A 17,469-nucleotide genomic window follows, 5' to 3' on the forward strand; every position below is an offset into this window, starting at 1 on the left:
GGCGGCTTCCCTGTTTGTCCCACCACCGTCATCACCGAGGACGCTATGCGCCGCATGTCGACCCGACCGCTGTCCGCTGCGTTGCTCGTCGTGGGCTTGCTCTTCGCCACCGTGTCGCCGGCCCGCGCCTGCGACATCCCGGCAGCCGTCACGACGATCGATCCGCCCGGCTACTATGACGACGCCGCCGGCTATGCGCGCGCCGTGAAGCCGATGCGCGATTTCATTGCCCGGCTCAATGCGTCGGCTGACAAGGGCGACTGGTCGTGCGCAGCGAGCCTGCTGGAAAGCTGGGCGCGGGCCAATGCCCTGATGGGCCGAATCACCGGTTATCAGGGCTACTACGAGCGTTCGTGGGCCGGCACCGACTTCGCGATGGTGATCCTGCGCATGCCGCGCGACGTGCGCGACGCGAACCGCGCGCGGTTCGACACGATCGATCCGTGGCTCGAACGCATCGCGATCGCCACCCGCGATGCGGAGGCGATCAATCATTTGCATAACAACCTCGTGTACTGGGCCGGGCTCGACCTGATCGCCATCGGCACCGTGACCGACAACCCGGGCCTCGTCGACTCGGGGCTGCTGCGGGTACGCGAAGGCATCCGCGACATCGGCCCCGACGGGGTGCTCGCGCGCGAAGTCAAACGCGGCAACCGCGCGCTGCACTATCACACGTTCGCGCTGCTCCCGCTCGTGTTCGCTGCGGAACTCGTGCAGCGGCGCCATCTCGATCTCTATCGGGAAAACGACGGCGCGATCGGCCGCCTGGCGAACCTCGTCATCCATGCGGTCGATGATCCTGCCAGCTTCACGGCCATCACGCCGGTCAAACAGGACCTGTTTCCGTGGACGTTCCGCGATGAGCTGAGCTGGGTCGAGCCGTACTACGCGCGTTTTCACGACGCTCGGCTGCCGGCGATCATCGCACCGCGCCGCCCGTTCACCGAATGGCGGCTCGGCGCAAACGTGACGGCAGCCTGGGGCGTGCCGCTGCCGTAGACGATCCGCGAGTGGGTCGCCGCGTGAGCCGCTAGGCGCGCACGCGCCGCATCCTGAGCGTCGCCGACGGCGACTCGCCGAACGCGCGCTTGTACTCGATCGCGAACCGCCCGAGGTGCGCGAAGCCCCATTTCAGCGCGATGTCCGTCACCGATGCGAGCCCCGGCGACTCGTCGGCCAGCAACGCCTCGCGCACACGTTGCAGCCGCAACTGCCGCACGAAGCCCATCGGCGTGATGCCGTGGCGTTGGCGGAAGCCGGCGAACAGCGTGCTCGGGCTGACGCCGGCGAGTTCGGCGAGCCGCTCGATCGTCAGCGGCTCGTCGAGATGGGCGCGGATGTAGTCCTCGACGCGCCGCACGTAGAACGGTGCGAGCGCCACCGGCAGGTGCCGCGTGCCGCTGCGCGCGCTGTTCGGGTGGCCGTGCAGCAGCAGGTTGAGCAGCGTCGATTCGAGCTGCTCGAAGGCGAGCGGGTGCCGCAGCGGATGCGCATCCGTCGCGATCGCGCCCGCGAGGATCGGCAGCATCTGCGTCAGACACGTTCCCTGCGGCGACGACAGGCTGAACTCCGGCTCGAATTCGACCGGCGCGCGCCGGTCGTCGCCGAAATGCCGCCGGGCGTGGCGCTCCATCACTTCGCGTTCGATGCGCAGGATCACTTGCGGGCACGCGTCGCCCCAGCGCATCTTCAGCGACAGCGTCGGCGAGATCAGCGACGCGGTACCCGGCGACGACACGAAACGCGCCGAGCCGCACTCGATCTCCGCGTCGCCGCGCAGCGGGATCTGCAACAGGAAGAAGTGCTCGAGCGGCCCCGGCTCGATGCTGACGCCACCGCCATAATCGAGCAGGTTCAACGACAGGTTGCCCCAGCGCGCGTGATGCATGCAGCTGTGCAGCGCACGCGATGCCCCGGTCGGCGTGAGCCGGTGCGGCTTGAATACGTCGGCGACGCGTGCGCGCACCTCGTCGACATCGTTCGACTGCAGCATCAGGTTGTCGTGATTGAAACAGGCGGTGTCGGCAAGCCAGCCTGTTCCTGAAAATTGCGCCATCGATGTTCTCCCGTCATGCTCGAGTGCACTCGCGCCGTGCATGCGTTCCCGGTAAGGGGGCATCCGCCGCACGATCCGGATAGCGCCCGGAGTATCCGGACAGTCCGGCCGCCGAAGCACGCAAGTCCCGCGTAAACGACGCAAGAAGCGGACCGTTCGCGCATCGTAGAAAACTGTACGGGGCTTCCGCATCCGCACATACCCGCAGTCAGCCGCGCGCCGGCCCACGCGCGGCGGCCGGTGCCACAGGTTTCCGGAATTCGCGGATACCGGCCGAAGAAAGCGGATAGAAACGCCCATTTCGTCCGCCAATACTGGGCTTGTCGCAGAAATGAACCCTATGGAGGGACACATGCAAGGACGTCACATCGAGATTCCGTCGCCGGACGGCGGCACGTTTCGCGCTTACCTGAGCACGCCGGCCGCCGGCAAGGGGCCCGGCCTCGTGCTGTGCCACGAGATCTTCGGCGCGAACGCGACGATGCGGGAAGCCGCCGACTACTACGCGGAGGAAGGCTATACGGTGCTCGTGCCCGACCTGTTCTGGCGTCAGGCGCCGGGAACCGAACTCGGTTATGCCGCGGCCGATGTCGAACGCGCGATGGCCCTGTACCGCGAATACGACGAGAACAAGGGTGTCGAGGATGTCGGCGCCGCGCTCGGGGTGCTCAGGCAGTTGCCGGAATGCACGGGCGAAACCGGCGTGCTCGGCTACTGCCTCGGCGGCAAGCTCGCGTATCTCGCCGCGTGCCGGCTGCCGGGCGTGGCCGCGGCGGTCAGCTACTACGGCGTGGGCATCGAGCAGGCGCTCGACGAAGCGTCGCACCTGCGCGGCCGGCTCGTGCTGCAGATCGCCGGCCAGGACCGCTTCTGCCCGCCCGACGCGCAGCAGCGCATTGCCGACGCGCTCGCCGGGCGCGACGGCGTCGAAGTGTATACGTATCCGGGCGTCGATCACGCGTTCGCGCGTGCCGGCGGCGATCATTTCGACAAGGCCGCCGCAGTCATGGCCCACCAGCGCGCGATCGCCGCGTTCCGTGCCGCGCTCGGCCCGCGCTACGACCTGTCCACACTGTGGGAAGCGCACCTCAAACACGAATTCGACACGCGCAACGTCGATGCAACGATGGCAACGATGGTTGCCGAGCCGTACGTCAACCATATTCCCACGCTGACGGGCGGCGTCGGCCACGACGAGCTCAAGCGCTTCTACACGCATCATTTCGTGCATGCCAATCCGCCGGACACGACGATCACGCCGATCTCGCGCACGATCGGCGCGAGCCAGATCGTCGACGAGCTGCTGTTCTGCTTCACGCACACCACCGAGATCGACTGGATGTTGCCGGGCGTCGCGCCGACCGGCAAGCGCGTCGAGATTCCGCTCGTCGCGATCGTCAAATTCCGCGGCGACAAGCTCTATCACGAGCATATCTACTGGGACCAGGCGAGCGTGCTCGTGCAGATCGGCCTGCTCGATCCGGCGGGCCTGCCGGTCGCGGGCGTCGAAACGGCCCGCAAGCTGCTCGACGAAACCGTGCCGTCGAACGGCCTGATGCGCCGCTGGCAGGACAGCGAGCCGTCGACGGGCGCGCATTGACGCGGCCCCTGCCTCACTCAACGATTTCCGGAGACACCCCATGACTGCCCTTGCTGGCAAAGTCGCGATCGTCACCGGCGGCGCCACGCTGATCGGCGCCGCGGTTGCGCAGGACCTGAGCCGCGCCGGTGCGTGCGTCGCGATTCTCGATCTCGATGCCGAGAACGGCGCGCGCGCGGCCGCCTCGCTCGGCGAACGGGCGATGTTCGTCGCGCTCGACATCACCGACGATCGCGCGATCGAGCGTGCGATATCGGCCATCGCCGACCGGTTCGGCGCGATCGACGTGCTCGTCAACCTCGCGTGCAGCTACGTCGACAACGGCATCCAGGCGACCCGCAACGACTGGCTCGCCGCGATGGACGTCAACGTCGTATCGGCCGCGATGCTCGCCAAGGCCGTGCATCCGCACATGGTGCGGCGCGGCGGCGGCGCGATCGTGAACTTCAGCTCGATCTCGGCCCAGTGCGCGCAAACCGGCCGCTGGCTGTACCCGACGTCCAAGGCTGCGATCCGCCAGCTCACGCGCAGCATGGCGATGGATCTCGCGCCCGACCGCATTCGCGTCAACTCCGTGTCGCCGGGCTGGACCTGGTCGCGCGTGATGGACGAGTTGACGCACGGCGACCGTGCAAAGACCGATCGCGTCGCCGCGCCGTTCCACCTGCTCGGCCGCGTCGGCGATCCGTCCGAGGTCGCGCAGGTCGTGACGTTCCTGTGCAGTGATGCGGCGAGCTTCGTGACGGGCGCCGACTACGCGGTGGACGGCGGCTATGCCGCGATGGGCCCCGAACAGGCGGTACCGGCCATTCCGCGCCTGGCGGAGTGACCGTTCCCCACCGCCGCTTCCCTTCATCAACACGATTCCGGCCGGCATCCGGCCAACCGAGGACATAACCATGAGACGCATCGCCATCGTCGGCGCCGGCCAGTCCGGCCTGCAACTCGCCTTCGCCCTGCTCGACCAGGGCTACCACGTCACGCTCGCGACCAACCGCGACGCCGAACAGATCCGCACCGGCAAGGTCATGTCGAGCCAGTGCATGTTCCACACATCATTGCAGATCGAGCGCGACCTCGGCCTGAACACCTGGGAGGAAGCGTGCCCGTCCATCGAAGGGATCGGCATCGCGGTGCCGCATCCGGACGGCAACGGCCGCAAGGTGATCGACTGGTCGTCGCGGCTGACCCGCTACGCGCAGTCGGTCGACCAGCGCGTGAAAATGGCCGACTGGCTCGACGGCGTGCAGCGCCGCGGCGCGGACGTGCGCATTGACGACATCGGCGTACCCGAACTCGAGGCACTGGCGCGCAGCCACGACCTCGTGCTGCTCGCGGCCGGCAAGGGCGAGATCGTCAACCTGCTCGGTCGCGACGACGCGCGCAGCGCGTTCGACCGCCCGCAACGCGCGCTGGCCCTCACCTACGTGAAAGGGATGACGCCGAGCCAGCCGTATTCGCGTGTGCGCTTCAACCTGCTGCCCGGCATCGGCGAGTACTTCGTGTTCCCCGCGCTGACCACGACGGGCCCGTGCGAAATCATGGTGTTCGAAGGCATTCCGGGCGGCCCGCTCGACTGCTGGGCCGACGTGAAGACGCCCGAGCAGCATCTGGACCGGAGCCTGTCGTTCCTGCGGCAGTACGTGCCGTGGGAATTCGAGCGCTGCCGCGACCTCGAGCTCACCGATCCGAACGGCACGCTGGCCGGGCGCTTCGCGCCGACGGTGCGCAAGCCGTTCTTCCGGCTGCCGTCGGGCCGGACGGTGTTCGGGATGGCCGATGCGGTGGTCGTCAACGATCCGATCACCGGCCAGGGATCGAACAACGCCGCGAAATGCGCGAAGGCGTATTTCGACGCGATCATCGCGCGCGATGCCGCACCGTTCGGCGAAGACTGGATGCAGCAGACGTTCGAAGGCTACTGGGCCTATGCGCAGCACGTCGTGCGCTGGACCAACTCGCTGCTCACGCCGCCGCCGCCGCACATCCTCGAACTGCTCGGCACGGCCGGCCAGTTGCCTTCGCTCGCCGCGGCGATCGTCGACGGCTTCGACGATCCGCGCCGGTTCTCGCCGTGGTGGTTCGAGCCGTCGGCCTGCGCGGCGATGATCCGCGAACACGGCGCACGCGCGGAGTAACCGGCATGGAAACGACCGCTACCGATCGCCCGGCCCTCGACCCGATGCAGTTGCGCGCCGCGTTCGGGCAATTCCCGACCGGCGTGACCGTGATCACCACGCGCGCGGCCGACGGACGCAAGGTGGGCCTCACCGCCAACTCGTTCTCGTCGCTGTCGCTCGATCCGCCGCTCGTGCTGTGGAGCCTGCGCAAGGTCGCGCCGAGCCGCCCGGATTTCGTCGCGGCCACCCATTTCGCGATCAACATCCTCGCGCACGACCAGATAGCCCTGTCGCGCCGTTTCGCGACGCCCTGCGCCGACAAGTTCGACGGCGTGCTTCACGTGGATTCGGAGACCGGCGGCGTGCCCTGCCTCGACGGCGCAAGCGCGCGCTTCGTGTGCCGCAACGTCGGTCATTACGAAGGCGGCGATCACCTGCTCTTCATCGGCCGGATCGAACAGTTCGATGCGTTCGGCCATGCGCCGCTGGTGTTCCACGCGGGCCAGTATCGCTCAATCGCCGACCACCCCGATCTCTTTCGCGCCGTTTGATTAGTTATACAGATAAATACCCAGGAGGTGGTGAACATGAAACTCGGCTCTCGCGTGCTCGTCGTCGCAGGCCTCACGATCGCCGGCATGGCCGCCAGCGCGCCTGCCGGCGCGGCCGACCTGCCGGCGGTCAACCTCGGCATGACCAGCTTCCTCGACGGGATGCCGCCGGCCGGCTCCGGCTGGTACGGCACGCAGTACCTGCAGGCCTACACGGCCAGCCGCGTCAACGACAACGCGGGCAACAAGGTCGGGCTGCCGAAGCAGGACATCGACCTGTTCGCGGGGCTGAGCCAGCTCGTCTATCAGTCGCCGCTGACGTTCGCGGGCATGCATCCGGGACTCGACGTGATCCTGCCGTGGATCGAGTCCGCGCGAACCGACGACGGCCTCGGCCATGTCGCGCTGAATGCGCGTGCGGGCTTCGGCGACCTGCTGATCGGCCCGTTCATCCAGTTCGACCCGGTGATGGGCGCACAAGGCCCGCGCTTCGCGCAGCGCGTCGAATTCCAGTTCATCGCGCCGACCGGCGCGTACGATCCGTCGCGCGCGATCAATCCCGGCAGCCATTTCTGGTCGTTCGATCCGTACTGGGCGGCGACGCTGTGGCTCACACCCAAGTGGACCGTGTCGTGGCGGCTGCATTATTTGTGGAACGCGGCCAACCACCAGCCGGCCACGTCGCTCGGCCCGGACGTGACGTCGACGCAGGCCGGCCAGGCTATCCACGCGAACTTCGCGACCGAGTACGAAGTGCGCCCCGGCCTGCGGCTGGGGCTCAACGGCTACTGGCTGCGCCAGACCACCGACATGAAGGAAAACGGGCAGGACGTGCCGGGCACGCGGGAGGCCGTGTTCGCGATCGGCCCGGGGGCCATGTACAGCCTCTCGCCGCAGGATCACCTGATGTTCAACGCCTATTTCGAGACCTATGCGCGGAACCGGCCGCAGGGCACGCGGCTGGTGCTGCGGTATGTGCATCACTTTCAGTGACGGCCATTCGACCCGTGCGTCCGCTCACGCGCCGCGAACGTCCTCGTCGATCCGCAGCAGCCGCCCTGCATTCGCGATCACGATGAACGTGCCGACGTTGTGCAGGATCGCCGCCCACACCGCGCCGAGCATCCCGGTCGCGGCGAGCGCAATCACCGCGAGCGTCCACGCGAGGCCGATCGCCGCGTTGGTGGTCGCGGTGCGTCGGCATTGGCGGCCAAGGCGGATGCAGGTCGGAATCCGCTTCAGGTCGTCGCCCAGCAGCACGACATCGGCCGACGCAATCGCGATGTCGACGCCGCGCTCGCCCATCGCGATGCTCGTCGAGCCCGCCTTGATCGCCAGCACGTCGTTCAGCCCGTCGCCGACGACGAGCGGATGCAGGCCCGCGCCGATCTCGCGCATCACGTAATCGAGCTTGTCGTGCGGCAGCGCCTGCGCGACCACCGTGTCGATGCCCGTCTCGGCCGCGACCTTGCTGGCGACGCGCTCGAGGTCGCCCGTCAGCAGCGTCTGCCGCGCCAGGCCGAGCGCCCGCAACTCGGCGAGCGCTTCGCGCGCGTCGGGCCTCATCGTGTCGGCGAACCCGAACCATGCGAGCAGCCGCCCGCCGAGCGCGAGGCCGACGAGCGGCCCGTCGAATCCTTCCGGGGCGGCAGGCAAGTCAACGACGTGGTCGGCCAGCAGTGCCGGACGACCCAGCACGGCCGTGCCGTCCGGCGTGTCGGCGACGACGCCGAGCCCGCGCAATTCCCGCGTGCGTTCGAACGGCGCAACGGCGGCGCCGGTGACGCCGAACGCGGCGGCATCGCGAACGAGCGCCCGGCTCGCCGGGTGCGCGCTGCTTTCGCCCAGCCGCGCGGCCAGCGCACGCGCCTGCGCGCCGTCGACACCGGGCTGCAGCCACACCTGCCGGACCTGCAATTCCCCGCGGGTGAGCGTACCCGTCTTGTCGATCACGAGCGAATCGACCTCGGCGATCTTGTCGAGGAACGCGGCATTGCGAAACAGGATGCCGTGCCGCGCGCCGACCGCGATCCCGGCAATGGCCGTGGACGGCGCGGCGAGCACCAGCGCGCACGGGCACGCAGCCACGATGACCGCGAGCATCGCCGATGCATTCGCGGACGTGAACCAGACGATCGCCGCGATCAGCAGGACGAGCGCGAGATACGCGCCCATGTGCCGCTCGAGCACCTGCGTGACGGGCGGTTTCGCCTGCTCCGCGTGCTGCATCAGCGCGATGATCTTGCCGAGCGTCGAATCCTTGCCGGTGTGGGTGACCTCGATACGCAGCACGCCGTCGAGATTCAGCGCGCCGCCATACACCGTGCTACCGGAATCGACGTCGTGCGGCACCGATTCTCCGGTGATCGGCCCGTTGTCGACGCTCGACGTGCCCGCCATCACGGTGCCGTCGACCGGAATGCGCGCGCCGGCCACCACTTCGATGCGGTCGCCCGCACGCAGCACGTCATACGCGACTTCGGTGACGCTGCCGTCGGCGTCGATGCGGCGCACGCGGCCGGCCGTCAACTGGCCGAGCGCGCGGATCGCTTCCTGCGAACCGAGCACGCTGCGCTCTTCGAGCGCATGGCCGAACGTCATCACGATCGGCAGCAGCGCGGCCGTCATCATGTCGCCGATCGCCCATGCGGCCAGCATCGCGAGCGCGATCAGGCGATCGGTCACGCCGTGCAGGCTCGGCGCGCGCAGGCTGTGCCACGCGCTCGCGAACACCGGCCCCGCGACGATCAGCGACGCGAGCGCGGCGAGCAGTTGTGCAAGCGTGTCGCCGCCGGGCGCCAGCATGCGCCACGCGAACGACAGCACGAGCAGGCCGCCCGCGAGTAGCGCCAGCGCGATCTGCCGCGTGATCGTGCGGCGCTCGTCGGAGGACAGCGCGTAGACCGTCTTGCCGGCGGGAGCGGCGTCCGGCTGCACGGCCGGTTCGGCGAACGAATTCATCGGGCGTTTCCGGGCAGGATCAGGTTCGAGGTGTCGTGCGGATCGATCGTCGTCACGCGTCCGGCTTTCGACAGCACGCGCTGCACGCGATCGCGATACAGCCGCGCCAGCAGCCCCGGATCGCCGTTCTCGCGCAGCGTCGCATCGAGTTGCCGAATTTCCAGCGTGTCGGTCTGCGCGGTGGCGACGCGTTCGGCCGCGCGGGCCTGCGCGTCCTGGACGATCCGGTCGGCATCCTGCTGCGCGTCCTGCCGCCGCTGTTCGGCGGCGGTGCGCGCTTCGGCGATGGTCCGCTCGGCGACCTGCAGCGACGTCAGCACCGCGTTGAACGCATCGGCGGCCGCACCGGGAAACCCGGGCTGCACGTCGACGCGCGCGACTTCGACGCCGAGCCCCGCGTGCGCCGCGTCGAGTGCGCGCAGGTGCCGCGCGATCGCATCGGCGAGATCGCCGCGCAAGCGTTCGCGACGCGCGGCCATCTGCCGGTCGGCGGCGAGTTGCTCGGGGCGCGCGACCAGGATCGCGTCGAGATCGCGGCTCGCCGCGACCTCGACGGCCGACGCGGAGACGATCCGCTCGAGCGCCGCGTCGAGACGGTCCCGCTGCAGCACGTACGCGTACGGATCGCTGACCCGGTAATAGAGCACCGCGCTCAACGCGACCGCGCCGCCGTCGCCGGTCAGCACGTAGCCGGAACCAGCCAGCGCGTCGGGCAGCCGCGCGACACCCTGCGCGGACGGCGCGAGCGCCCGCGGATCGCGATCGAGCGAGCGGATCCGCTGTTCGAGCACGCGCGCGGCGCCCGGCACGAGCAGGACCGATTCGAACGGCTGCGGCCAGGCGAGCACGAGCCCGGCGTCCTGAGTGCGCACGAGCGCGCCGAAGCGCATCACGACCGCGCGGCTGTCCGCCGGAATCCGCCGGATGTTCGAGCCGGCCCACGCGCACGCGGCGAGCACCGCGAGTGCGGCGACGAACCAGAACGACAGGCGCACGGCCTGCGCGCCCGGCCCGAGCGGCGGTGCGGACGGTTCGCTCATCGCCTGGCCTTGTGCGCGTTGGGCGCGGGTGCGGCCTGCGCCGACGCGTCGCCCGGGCCCTGCACGAGCACGCGGAACGGCGCGGCGTCGGTGCGCAGGATCAGGTTCGTGTTGGTGCCGACCACCGCGTTCAGCGTGTCGAGCGAACGCAGCATCGTGTACAGGTGCGGATTGCCCGCATAGCTCTTGCCATAGATGTCGGCCGCGTCCTTGCGCGATTGCGCTTCGATGCCGGCCGCTTTCACGTTCGCGTCGGCCAGTGCGATGCGCGCGTCGCGCTCGGCGTCCGAGCGGATCTGCGCGGCCTCGCGATTGCCGTCCGCGGTACGCTGCGCGGCCACGGTCTCGCGTTCGGCGCTCATCCGGTCGACCGTCGCGGCAAGCGTGACGGCCGGCAGCGTGAGCCGTTCGAGCCCGACCTGGGCGACCCGCACGCCGTACGCCGCATAGAGCTGCGCGTCGATCTGCCGGCGCAGCGCGTCCTCGAATTCGCCGATCTTCACCTGGGCCGGATCGGTGTTCACGAGCGACGCGAGATCGTATCCGGCCGACGTCGTCTGCAATGCGGAGCCGACGAGCGAGCGGATCTGCCGCGCCGCTTCGTCCGGCTCGTTGCCGACCGCACGCATGAAACGCCCGATGTCGCGCGCATCGGCCGGCACGCGCCACGCGACGTAAGCCTCGACGATGATGCGCAGCCCGTCGCGGGTGCCGACGTCCTGCAGGCCGCTCGACGTGGTGTGCAGGCGCAGGTCGACGGGCGTCACCGCATCGATCGGCGCAGGCAGCCGCCACGCGAGCCCGGGCTCGAGCAGCACGCGCACGGGCCGCCCGAACCGCGTGACGACCGAGGCCTCGCCGGCGCGTACCTGCACGAAGCTTGCGACCGCGAGCGCGACGAGCACGCACAGCAGCGCGATGGCGACGCGCAGGCGAAACGCGCCGGGCGGCTGCGGTGCGCCGTGATGCGCGTGATGATGGTGGCCGTGGCCGTGGTGCGCATGATCATGCGCGTGCGAATGAAACAGACTCACGATGTCGCCCCGGGTGCGGCGTCGCCCGCGTGCGGGGCGGCGGCACGGCCTGCCGCCGTGTTGCGCCGCCCGCGCGGATAACGCCGCGACATGTCAATGGATGCCGGCCAGATCGCCGGCGGGAGTGTTGCGAAGATCGACGGTCGCGCGCGTGCCGTCGGCAAGCCGGTCGTCGATGATCGTCATGCGCGCGTTGCTCAGCCCACGCTGCAGCCGGTCGAGGTAGTACTCGAACGGAAACGCGGGGCCGCCGAGCCGGTACGCGACCAGGTCGGCGTCGAAATCGATCTGCTGCACGCGCGCCGACGACACCGTGTCGCCGGCCTGCGCTTCAGCGTGCGCGACCCGTTCGAGCGCCTGCTGCTGCGCGTTGCCGAGCAGGCCGGCCGCGAAGCCGCGCGCCTGCGCGACGCTGCCCTGCGCGCGGATCTGCGCGGCCTGCACGTCGTGGAAGGCGGCGGCCGCACCGGTCGGCGGATGCACGCTCTCGATCACGACCGCGATCACGTCGACCCCGCTTTGCAGCCGGTCGAGCTGCTGCTGGATCGCGCGCTTCAACTGGTCGGCCATCGCGGCCTGGTTCGTTTCCAGCAGCGATTCGAGCGTATGCGATGCGAGGTAGTGCACGAGTTCGCGATTGGCGCTCGTGCGCACCGTGCTTTCCGGGTCGATCGTGCGATAGAGCGCCGCGCGCGCATCGGCATCGGTCAGGCCGAGACGGTAGTCGACCCGCACGTCGGCGTTGACGATCTGGAAATTCTGGCGGTCGCCGTTCGCGCCGGCGATCACCTGGGTGGTTTCCCACGGATGCGGCACATCCCATAGGCGGTCGATGCGTTCGGGGGTCGGTCCGTCGGCCGGCACGGGCGGCGTATCGGCGCTGCCGTCATTCGCGCTGCCCGCGATCGCGACCTGGTGCACCGCGCCGTTGTCGACGATGCGCGCGCGCCCGAACGGCCAGGGCAGGCCGACGTGCAGGCCAGGCTGCCAGACCGCGACCGGCGCGCCGAACCGTTCATAGACGGCGCGCTGCTCCGGGTTCAGCACGACGACGGCGGTGAGCAGCCACGCACACGCGGCGGTGGCGACGAGCGCGGCAGGCAGCAGCCGCACGAAGCTGCGCCAGCCCCAGCTCTGCCGCAGATCGATGCCATAACGATGGCGCAGCTCCGCGCCGAGCGACGCGAACGGCGACGGGCGCCGGCTCAGCAGCCCGGCGATCGCGCTGGTCGGCACGACGGCGCCGCGCGGTACCGCAAACCACGTCAGCACGCCGCGCAGGGCCAGTTCCGCGGCGACGGCTGCATTGAGCAGCGCGACCGCATGCACGAGCCGGTCTGCGGTACGGTGCCGGAACGCGAACCAGGCGGCGGCGAGCGCACCCGCGAGCGCGGTGACGAGCGCGACGCGCAGCACCCGCTTGAGCGACGCGGACACCGCCGAACCGCTGGCCGCCGCCGCATGATGGCGCTCGGCGACGAGCGTCAGAAAGGCGAGGACGATGCAGGCCGCGCCGGCCGCGAGCGTGGGTTCGGGCGCCGCCATCGCGCGCACCAGCATCGCGGGCGACGGCGGCTGCCACGCGAGCGCGGCCAGCGCGGCGGAGAGCACGCCGCCGGCGGCGACGGCCCATGGCCGCCAGTCGATCGCGGCGGCGATCGCCGGCCACGGGTTGTCGTCGTCCTCCGGCTCCTGCTTGCGGCTGAACGCGCTGCGCAGCCAGTCGCCGATCAGCGTGACGGCCGTCCCTTCCGGGAGAGGGCGGCGCGCACGGTGGGCGAGCAGCACGCCGATCGCGACGACGAGCACGTTGCACCATGCGCTGGCGAGCGGCGCGCACCAGCGCAGATCCGCGGGCAGGAGGTCGACGGCGCCCAGCGTGCCGAGCGCGACGACCAGCACCGCGGCGGCCCCTGCGACCGGCGCGAGTGCGTCGCGGCCGGCCGGGCTGCCGGGATTGTCGTCGTTGCCTTCCGCCTGTTGCCGCATCGGGGTTCCTTACGTACGCATTACAAGTTGAGCAGGAGTCCGTGCGGAAATCTGCGAGCGGCAATGTAGCGCGCTGGATGATGAAACTCAAGGTATCGATGCGATTGACATGACCGGCGAAACAATCGTGCGGATCGGATTTTTCCGCCGCATGGCGGGCCATGCGTCCTTCCACCGCCCGCGCCGCGAATCCTCCCGGATTCAGATCAGATGCCGTTACGTAGCCGGCCCGATCTCCAGCACGCGGCCGGAGATCGGCACGAACGCGATACGGATACACTCGCCGTGGCGCAACGGGTCAGAGGCGGCCTTGTCGATCCGGAAGCGCCGCCGCGGCACGTCGGGACCGTCGGCGACAACGTTCAGGTTATCGCGCGGCGCCGATCCTGTCATCGCCGCGATGGCGTTCGGGACGCGCTGGAGCGCCGGCCGCGATCCGCCGCCTCCGCGTCATCGCGCACAACGCGATGCCGGCAAACATCGCCGGCATTCAGGTTAGCAGTAGGGGGCAGCCGATCAGGCGGTGGACTACGGCTAGTTCCATGGTCGACCATGGGTCCAGGATGCCTTGACGCCGCTATGGTCGACCTGTCTCGCGGCGCCGCCTGGCGAGGGCGCTTCCATGAAGCCCGTTACCGTGCCGGCCGGCGGGGGCGGCCATCCGGCACGCAGAACCTTGATCGACGATTCAGGCGATCGCGTCGATCCCGGCATGACGCCGGCTCGCCGCTCACGGCGACATCCCGACGAAGGTCGGCAGCAGCACGCGATAGACGTGAATCATCGCCGGCCCGAGCAGCACCAGCATCAGCGACGGAAAGATGCAGAAGATCAGCGGGAACAGCAGCTTCAGCGCGATCTTCGCGGCCCGCTCCTCCGCGCGCATCCGGCGCCGCGTGCGCAGCAAGTCCGACAGCACCCGCAGCGATTCGCCGATGCTCGTGCCGAACCGGTCGGCCTGGATCAGCATCGTGCAGAACGACTCGATGTCTTCCGTGCCGGTACGCAGCGCGAGATTGCGCAGCGCCGCCTCCTTCGTGAAGCCGGAGCGCATCTCGAGCAGCATCAGGTCGAATTCGCTCGAGACCACCTCGCTGCTGAAACGCAGCTCCTCGCTCACCCTCATCAGCGCGGCGTCGAGCCCCAACCCCGCTTCGACGCACACGGTAAGCAGGTCGAGGGCGTCCGGGAAATCCTCGAAGATCTTCTGCTGGCGCACCTTGATCCGCTGCGACAGCACGATGTTAGGGATGTAATAGCCGAACCCGGCCAGCACGACGAGGATCACCGACAGAATCGCGCGCTCGTCGCCGAGCCGGGTCGTGATCAGCACCAGCAGCGCCGCGCACGGCAACGCGAGCGCGAGTACCGTCTTGGCGGTGAAATACAGCGCGGCCGCGCTCGGGTTGCGCCAGCCGGCATTCATGAGCCGGACGCGCAGCGGCGAACTCTCCCAGCCCTCCTTCGGCACCGACAGCTTCGAGATCGGGGTGGACAGCTCCACCAGCTTCGCGACCCAGCGCGACGCCGTGTCGTCGCCGTCGCCGGACGCCACGCCGGCGCCGCCGGCCTGCTGGATGCGGCGCTGGATATTGCGCGGCGCGAACAGCAGCATCGCGACGAGCACGCCGCCGGCCACGAAGAGGAACAAGCCGCCCAGCATCACGGCGTGGACTACGCTCAGGTTTGGCATGACAGCCTCGCAACGGTTCGTGATTCGATGGGCGCGTCAGACGCGAATCCGGACAATCCGGCGGATCCAGAGCAGACCAAAGACCATCGACACCAGCATCACGCCGATCATCCTGATCCCTGCCGGATCCTCCCAGAGCACCGACAGGAACTCGCGGTTGAGCAGCGCGATCGCCCCCGCGGTCCCGAACGGCAGCAGCCCGAGAATCCACGCCGACAGCCGCCCTTCCGCCGACAGCACGCGCACCTTGTCGAACAGCTTGAAGCGCTCGCGGATCAGCGCGGAGATGCTGTCGAGCAGCTCGGCCAGGTTGCCGCCGGTCTCGCGCTGGATCAGCACCGCGATCACGAAGTAGCGCAGATCCTGCACCGGCACGCGTGTCGCGAAGTTCATCAGCGCGTCGTGCAGCGACACGCCGTAGTTGACCTCGTCGAACGTGATCCGGAACTCGCCGCCCATCGGATCGGGAAACTCTTCGCTCACCATCCCGAGCGTGCTCGTGAACGAATGACCGGAACGCAGCGCGCGCGAAATCATGTCGCAGATGTCCGGCAGCTGCCGTTCGAGCTTGCGCATGCGCCGCCTGCGGCTGCGCATCACGTACATCGTCGGCAGGCAGCCCGCAAACAGCGCGATCGGCAGCGCGGCCAGTTGCGGCAACGTGGCGAAGCTCAACGCCAGCCACGCGAGCGCCGGGAACACCGCGCTGAGCACCATCAGCTTCGGCAGCGTCCAGTCGAGGCCCGATTGCTGGATCAGGAGATCGAGCGCATGCACGCGCGGCACGCGCAGCAGCATCTGATCGAACGGCTTCGACTCGTCGAGCATCCGCTTCTTCAGGATCGACAGCCGCTCCTGCTGCACGTTGCCGCCGGCCGACATCGCGCGAATCCGCGACTCGATCCGGCGCGCGGCGGCGCCGTGCCGCGCGTTCCACCATTGATACACGCCTTCGATCGCCAGCACGACCGCGACGAACGTGAGAATCAAAAAGGCGTAAAAGATCGTGTTCATGCGGCCTCCCCGGCAGCCAACAGCGCGATGTCGTCAGTTCGTCTCGTAACGCTGCGACGGATCGTAGAGCGCATCCGGCAGGTTGATGCCGAACCCCTGCAGCCGCTCGACGAACTTCGGCCGCACCCCCGTCGCGCAGAAGTGGCCGCGCACCGTACCGTCGCGGTCCACGCCCGTGCGCTTGAACGTGAAGATCTCCTGCATGTTGATGATGTCGCCTTCCATCCCGGTCAGCTCCTGGATACTGACGATCTTGCGCTTGCCGTCGGTCAGCCGCGCCGCCTGCACGACCACCGAGATCGCCGACGCGATCTGCTGGCGCATCGTCTTCGGCGGCAGCGCCAGGCCGGAGATGCTGATCATGTTCTCGAGCCGCGTCAGCGCATCGCGCGGCGTGTTCGCGTGGATCGTCGCGAGCGAGCCTTCGTGGCCGGTGTTCATCGCATTGAGCATGTCGAGCGCTTCCGCGCCGCGCACTTCGCCGAGGATGATCCGGTCCGGGCGCATCCGCAGCGCGTTGCGCACCAGGGTGCGCTGCGTGATCTCGCCCTTGCCCTCGATGTTCGGCGGGCGCGTTTCGAGCCGCAGCACGTGCGGCTGCTGCAGCTGCAGCTCGGCGGCATCCTCGATCGTCACGATCCGCTCGTTGCGCGGAATGAAGCCGGACAGGATGTTGAGCAGCGTCGTCTTGCCGCTGCCGGTGCCGCCCGACACCAGCACGTTCACCTTCGCGCGCGACAGCGCGTCGAGCAGGTCGGCCATCGGCGGCGTCAGGCTGTGATAGCGCACGAGGTCGTCCATCTTCAGCGGGTTGACCGCGAAGCGGCGAATCGACATCAGCGGCCCGTCGATCGCCGACGGCGGGATGATCGCGTTCACGCGCGAGCCGTCCGGCAGCCGCGCATCGACCATCGGGCTCGATTCGTCGATGCGGCGCCCGACCCGCGACACGATCTTCTCGATCACCTTCATCAGGTGCGCGTCGTCGTAGAACGTCACGTCGGTCAGTTCGAGCTGGCCGCTGCGCTCGACATAGACCTGCCGGTACGTGTTCACGAGGATGTCGGAGACGCCGGGGTCGCGCAGCAGCACTTCGAGCGGACCGAAGCCGAACATCTCGTCATACACGTCGATCGCGAGCTGCCGCCGCTCGATATCGTTCGCAGGCATCCGTTCGTCGTCGAGGATGCGCGAGATCAGCGCGGCGATTTCCTGCCGGACCTGATCCTGCTGCATCCGCGACAGGCGCTCCAGCTCGACGCGCTCGAGCACGGCCAGATGAATTTCGCGGCGCAGTTTCTGATACGCGTCGCGTAACGACGATTGAGCCGGGCCGGCCGGTTCGCTTCCCGTCGCCAGCGGCGGGGTCCGGTGCAACGACATCTGTTCGCGCAATGACATGATCGAT

Annotated in this window: 15 protein-coding genes; 6 read left to right on the forward strand and 9 right to left on the reverse strand. The window is 69.0% G+C overall.

Going from position 1 to position 17,469, the window contains the following annotated elements:
• Window positions 1-54 precede the first annotated feature (54 nt).
• Window positions 55-1,002 carry a mannuronate-specific alginate lyase gene (locus LGN17_RS19710; RefSeq protein WP_226198254.1) on the forward strand — a complete coding sequence of 316 codons (948 nt, stop codon included), beginning with the start codon at window positions 55-57 and terminating at the stop codon, window positions 1,000-1,002.
• 31 nt (window positions 1,003-1,033) lie between these two features.
• Here the strand turns inward: LGN17_RS19710 and LGN17_RS19715 are convergent, their stop codons facing one another.
• Window positions 1,034-2,059, reverse strand: coding sequence for an AraC family transcriptional regulator (locus LGN17_RS19715; RefSeq protein ID WP_226198255.1), 1,026 nt, complete (start codon window positions 2,057-2,059; stop codon window positions 1,034-1,036).
• Between the two features lie 352 nt (window positions 2,060-2,411).
• On the opposite strand from LGN17_RS19715, the gene LGN17_RS19720 reads away from it, so the two are divergent.
• The 5 genes from LGN17_RS19720 to LGN17_RS19740 all read left to right on the forward strand — a co-directional run bounded on the left by LGN17_RS19720 (window position 2,412) and on the right by LGN17_RS19740 (window position 7,323).
• Complete coding sequence (locus LGN17_RS19720; RefSeq protein WP_226198256.1) at window positions 2,412-3,659, forward strand: dienelactone hydrolase family protein; 1,248 nt, start codon at window positions 2,412-2,414, stop codon at window positions 3,657-3,659.
• Between the two features lie 40 nt (window positions 3,660-3,699).
• Complete coding sequence (locus tag LGN17_RS19725) at window positions 3,700-4,488, forward strand: SDR family oxidoreductase (RefSeq protein ID WP_175969292.1); 789 nt, start codon at window positions 3,700-3,702, stop codon at window positions 4,486-4,488.
• A gap of 70 nt (window positions 4,489-4,558) precedes the next feature.
• On the forward strand, window positions 4,559-5,797 hold the full coding sequence (locus tag LGN17_RS19730; protein WP_226198257.1) for a styrene monooxygenase/indole monooxygenase family protein: 1,239 nt from the start codon (window positions 4,559-4,561) through the stop codon (window positions 5,795-5,797).
• 5 nt (window positions 5,798-5,802) lie between these two features.
• Window positions 5,803-6,330 (forward strand): flavin reductase family protein, encoded by a 528-nt coding sequence (locus tag LGN17_RS19735; protein ID WP_226198258.1) that lies wholly within the window; start codon window positions 5,803-5,805, stop codon window positions 6,328-6,330.
• Between the two features lie 36 nt (window positions 6,331-6,366).
• Window positions 6,367-7,323 carry a transporter gene (locus LGN17_RS19740; RefSeq protein ID WP_226198259.1) on the forward strand — a complete coding sequence of 319 codons (957 nt, stop codon included), beginning with the start codon at window positions 6,367-6,369 and terminating at the stop codon, window positions 7,321-7,323.
• A gap of 24 nt (window positions 7,324-7,347) precedes the next feature.
• Here the strand turns inward: LGN17_RS19740 and LGN17_RS19745 are convergent, their stop codons facing one another.
• From LGN17_RS19745 to LGN17_RS19780, 8 genes are all read right to left on the reverse strand, one after another.
• Window positions 7,348-9,291, reverse strand: a complete 1,944-nt coding sequence (locus LGN17_RS19745) for a heavy metal translocating P-type ATPase (RefSeq protein WP_226198260.1) — start codon at window positions 9,289-9,291, stop codon at window positions 7,348-7,350.
• Window positions 9,288-10,331: a protease modulator HflK gene (hflK, locus tag LGN17_RS19750; protein ID WP_226198261.1), complete on the reverse strand. Its 1,044-nt coding sequence runs from the start codon at window positions 10,329-10,331 to the stop codon at window positions 9,288-9,290. The genes LGN17_RS19745 and hflK (LGN17_RS19750) overlap by 4 nt, the downstream gene beginning before the upstream one ends.
• Window positions 10,328-11,365: a protease modulator HflC gene (hflC, locus tag LGN17_RS19755; RefSeq protein WP_226198262.1), complete on the reverse strand. Its 1,038-nt coding sequence runs from the start codon at window positions 11,363-11,365 to the stop codon at window positions 10,328-10,330. The genes hflK (LGN17_RS19750) and hflC overlap by 4 nt, the downstream gene beginning before the upstream one ends.
• 93 nt (window positions 11,366-11,458) lie before the next feature.
• A complete protein-coding gene (hflK, locus tag LGN17_RS19760; RefSeq protein ID WP_226198263.1) occupies window positions 11,459-13,354 on the reverse strand; it encodes a protease modulator HflK in 1,896 nt (631 codons plus the stop codon).
• 216 nt (window positions 13,355-13,570) lie between these two features.
• On the reverse strand, window positions 13,571-13,747 hold the full coding sequence (locus LGN17_RS19765; protein WP_226198264.1) for a hypothetical protein: 177 nt from the start codon (window positions 13,745-13,747) through the stop codon (window positions 13,571-13,573).
• A 337-nt stretch (window positions 13,748-14,084) separates the two neighbouring features.
• Complete coding sequence (locus LGN17_RS19770; RefSeq protein ID WP_226198265.1) at window positions 14,085-15,047, reverse strand: type II secretion system F family protein; 963 nt, start codon at window positions 15,045-15,047, stop codon at window positions 14,085-14,087.
• A gap of 36 nt (window positions 15,048-15,083) precedes the next feature.
• Window positions 15,084-16,061, reverse strand: coding sequence for a type II secretion system F family protein (locus LGN17_RS19775; protein WP_226198266.1), 978 nt, complete (start codon window positions 16,059-16,061; stop codon window positions 15,084-15,086).
• 33 nt (window positions 16,062-16,094) lie between these two features.
• Complete coding sequence (locus LGN17_RS19780; RefSeq protein ID WP_226198267.1) at window positions 16,095-17,462, reverse strand: CpaF family protein; 1,368 nt, start codon at window positions 17,460-17,462, stop codon at window positions 16,095-16,097.
• Window positions 17,463-17,469 lie beyond the last annotated feature (7 nt).

Origin of the sequence: Burkholderia sp. AU30280 (genome assembly GCF_020420125.1) — a bacterium.
Classification (GTDB): Bacteria; Pseudomonadota; Gammaproteobacteria; order Burkholderiales; family Burkholderiaceae; genus Burkholderia.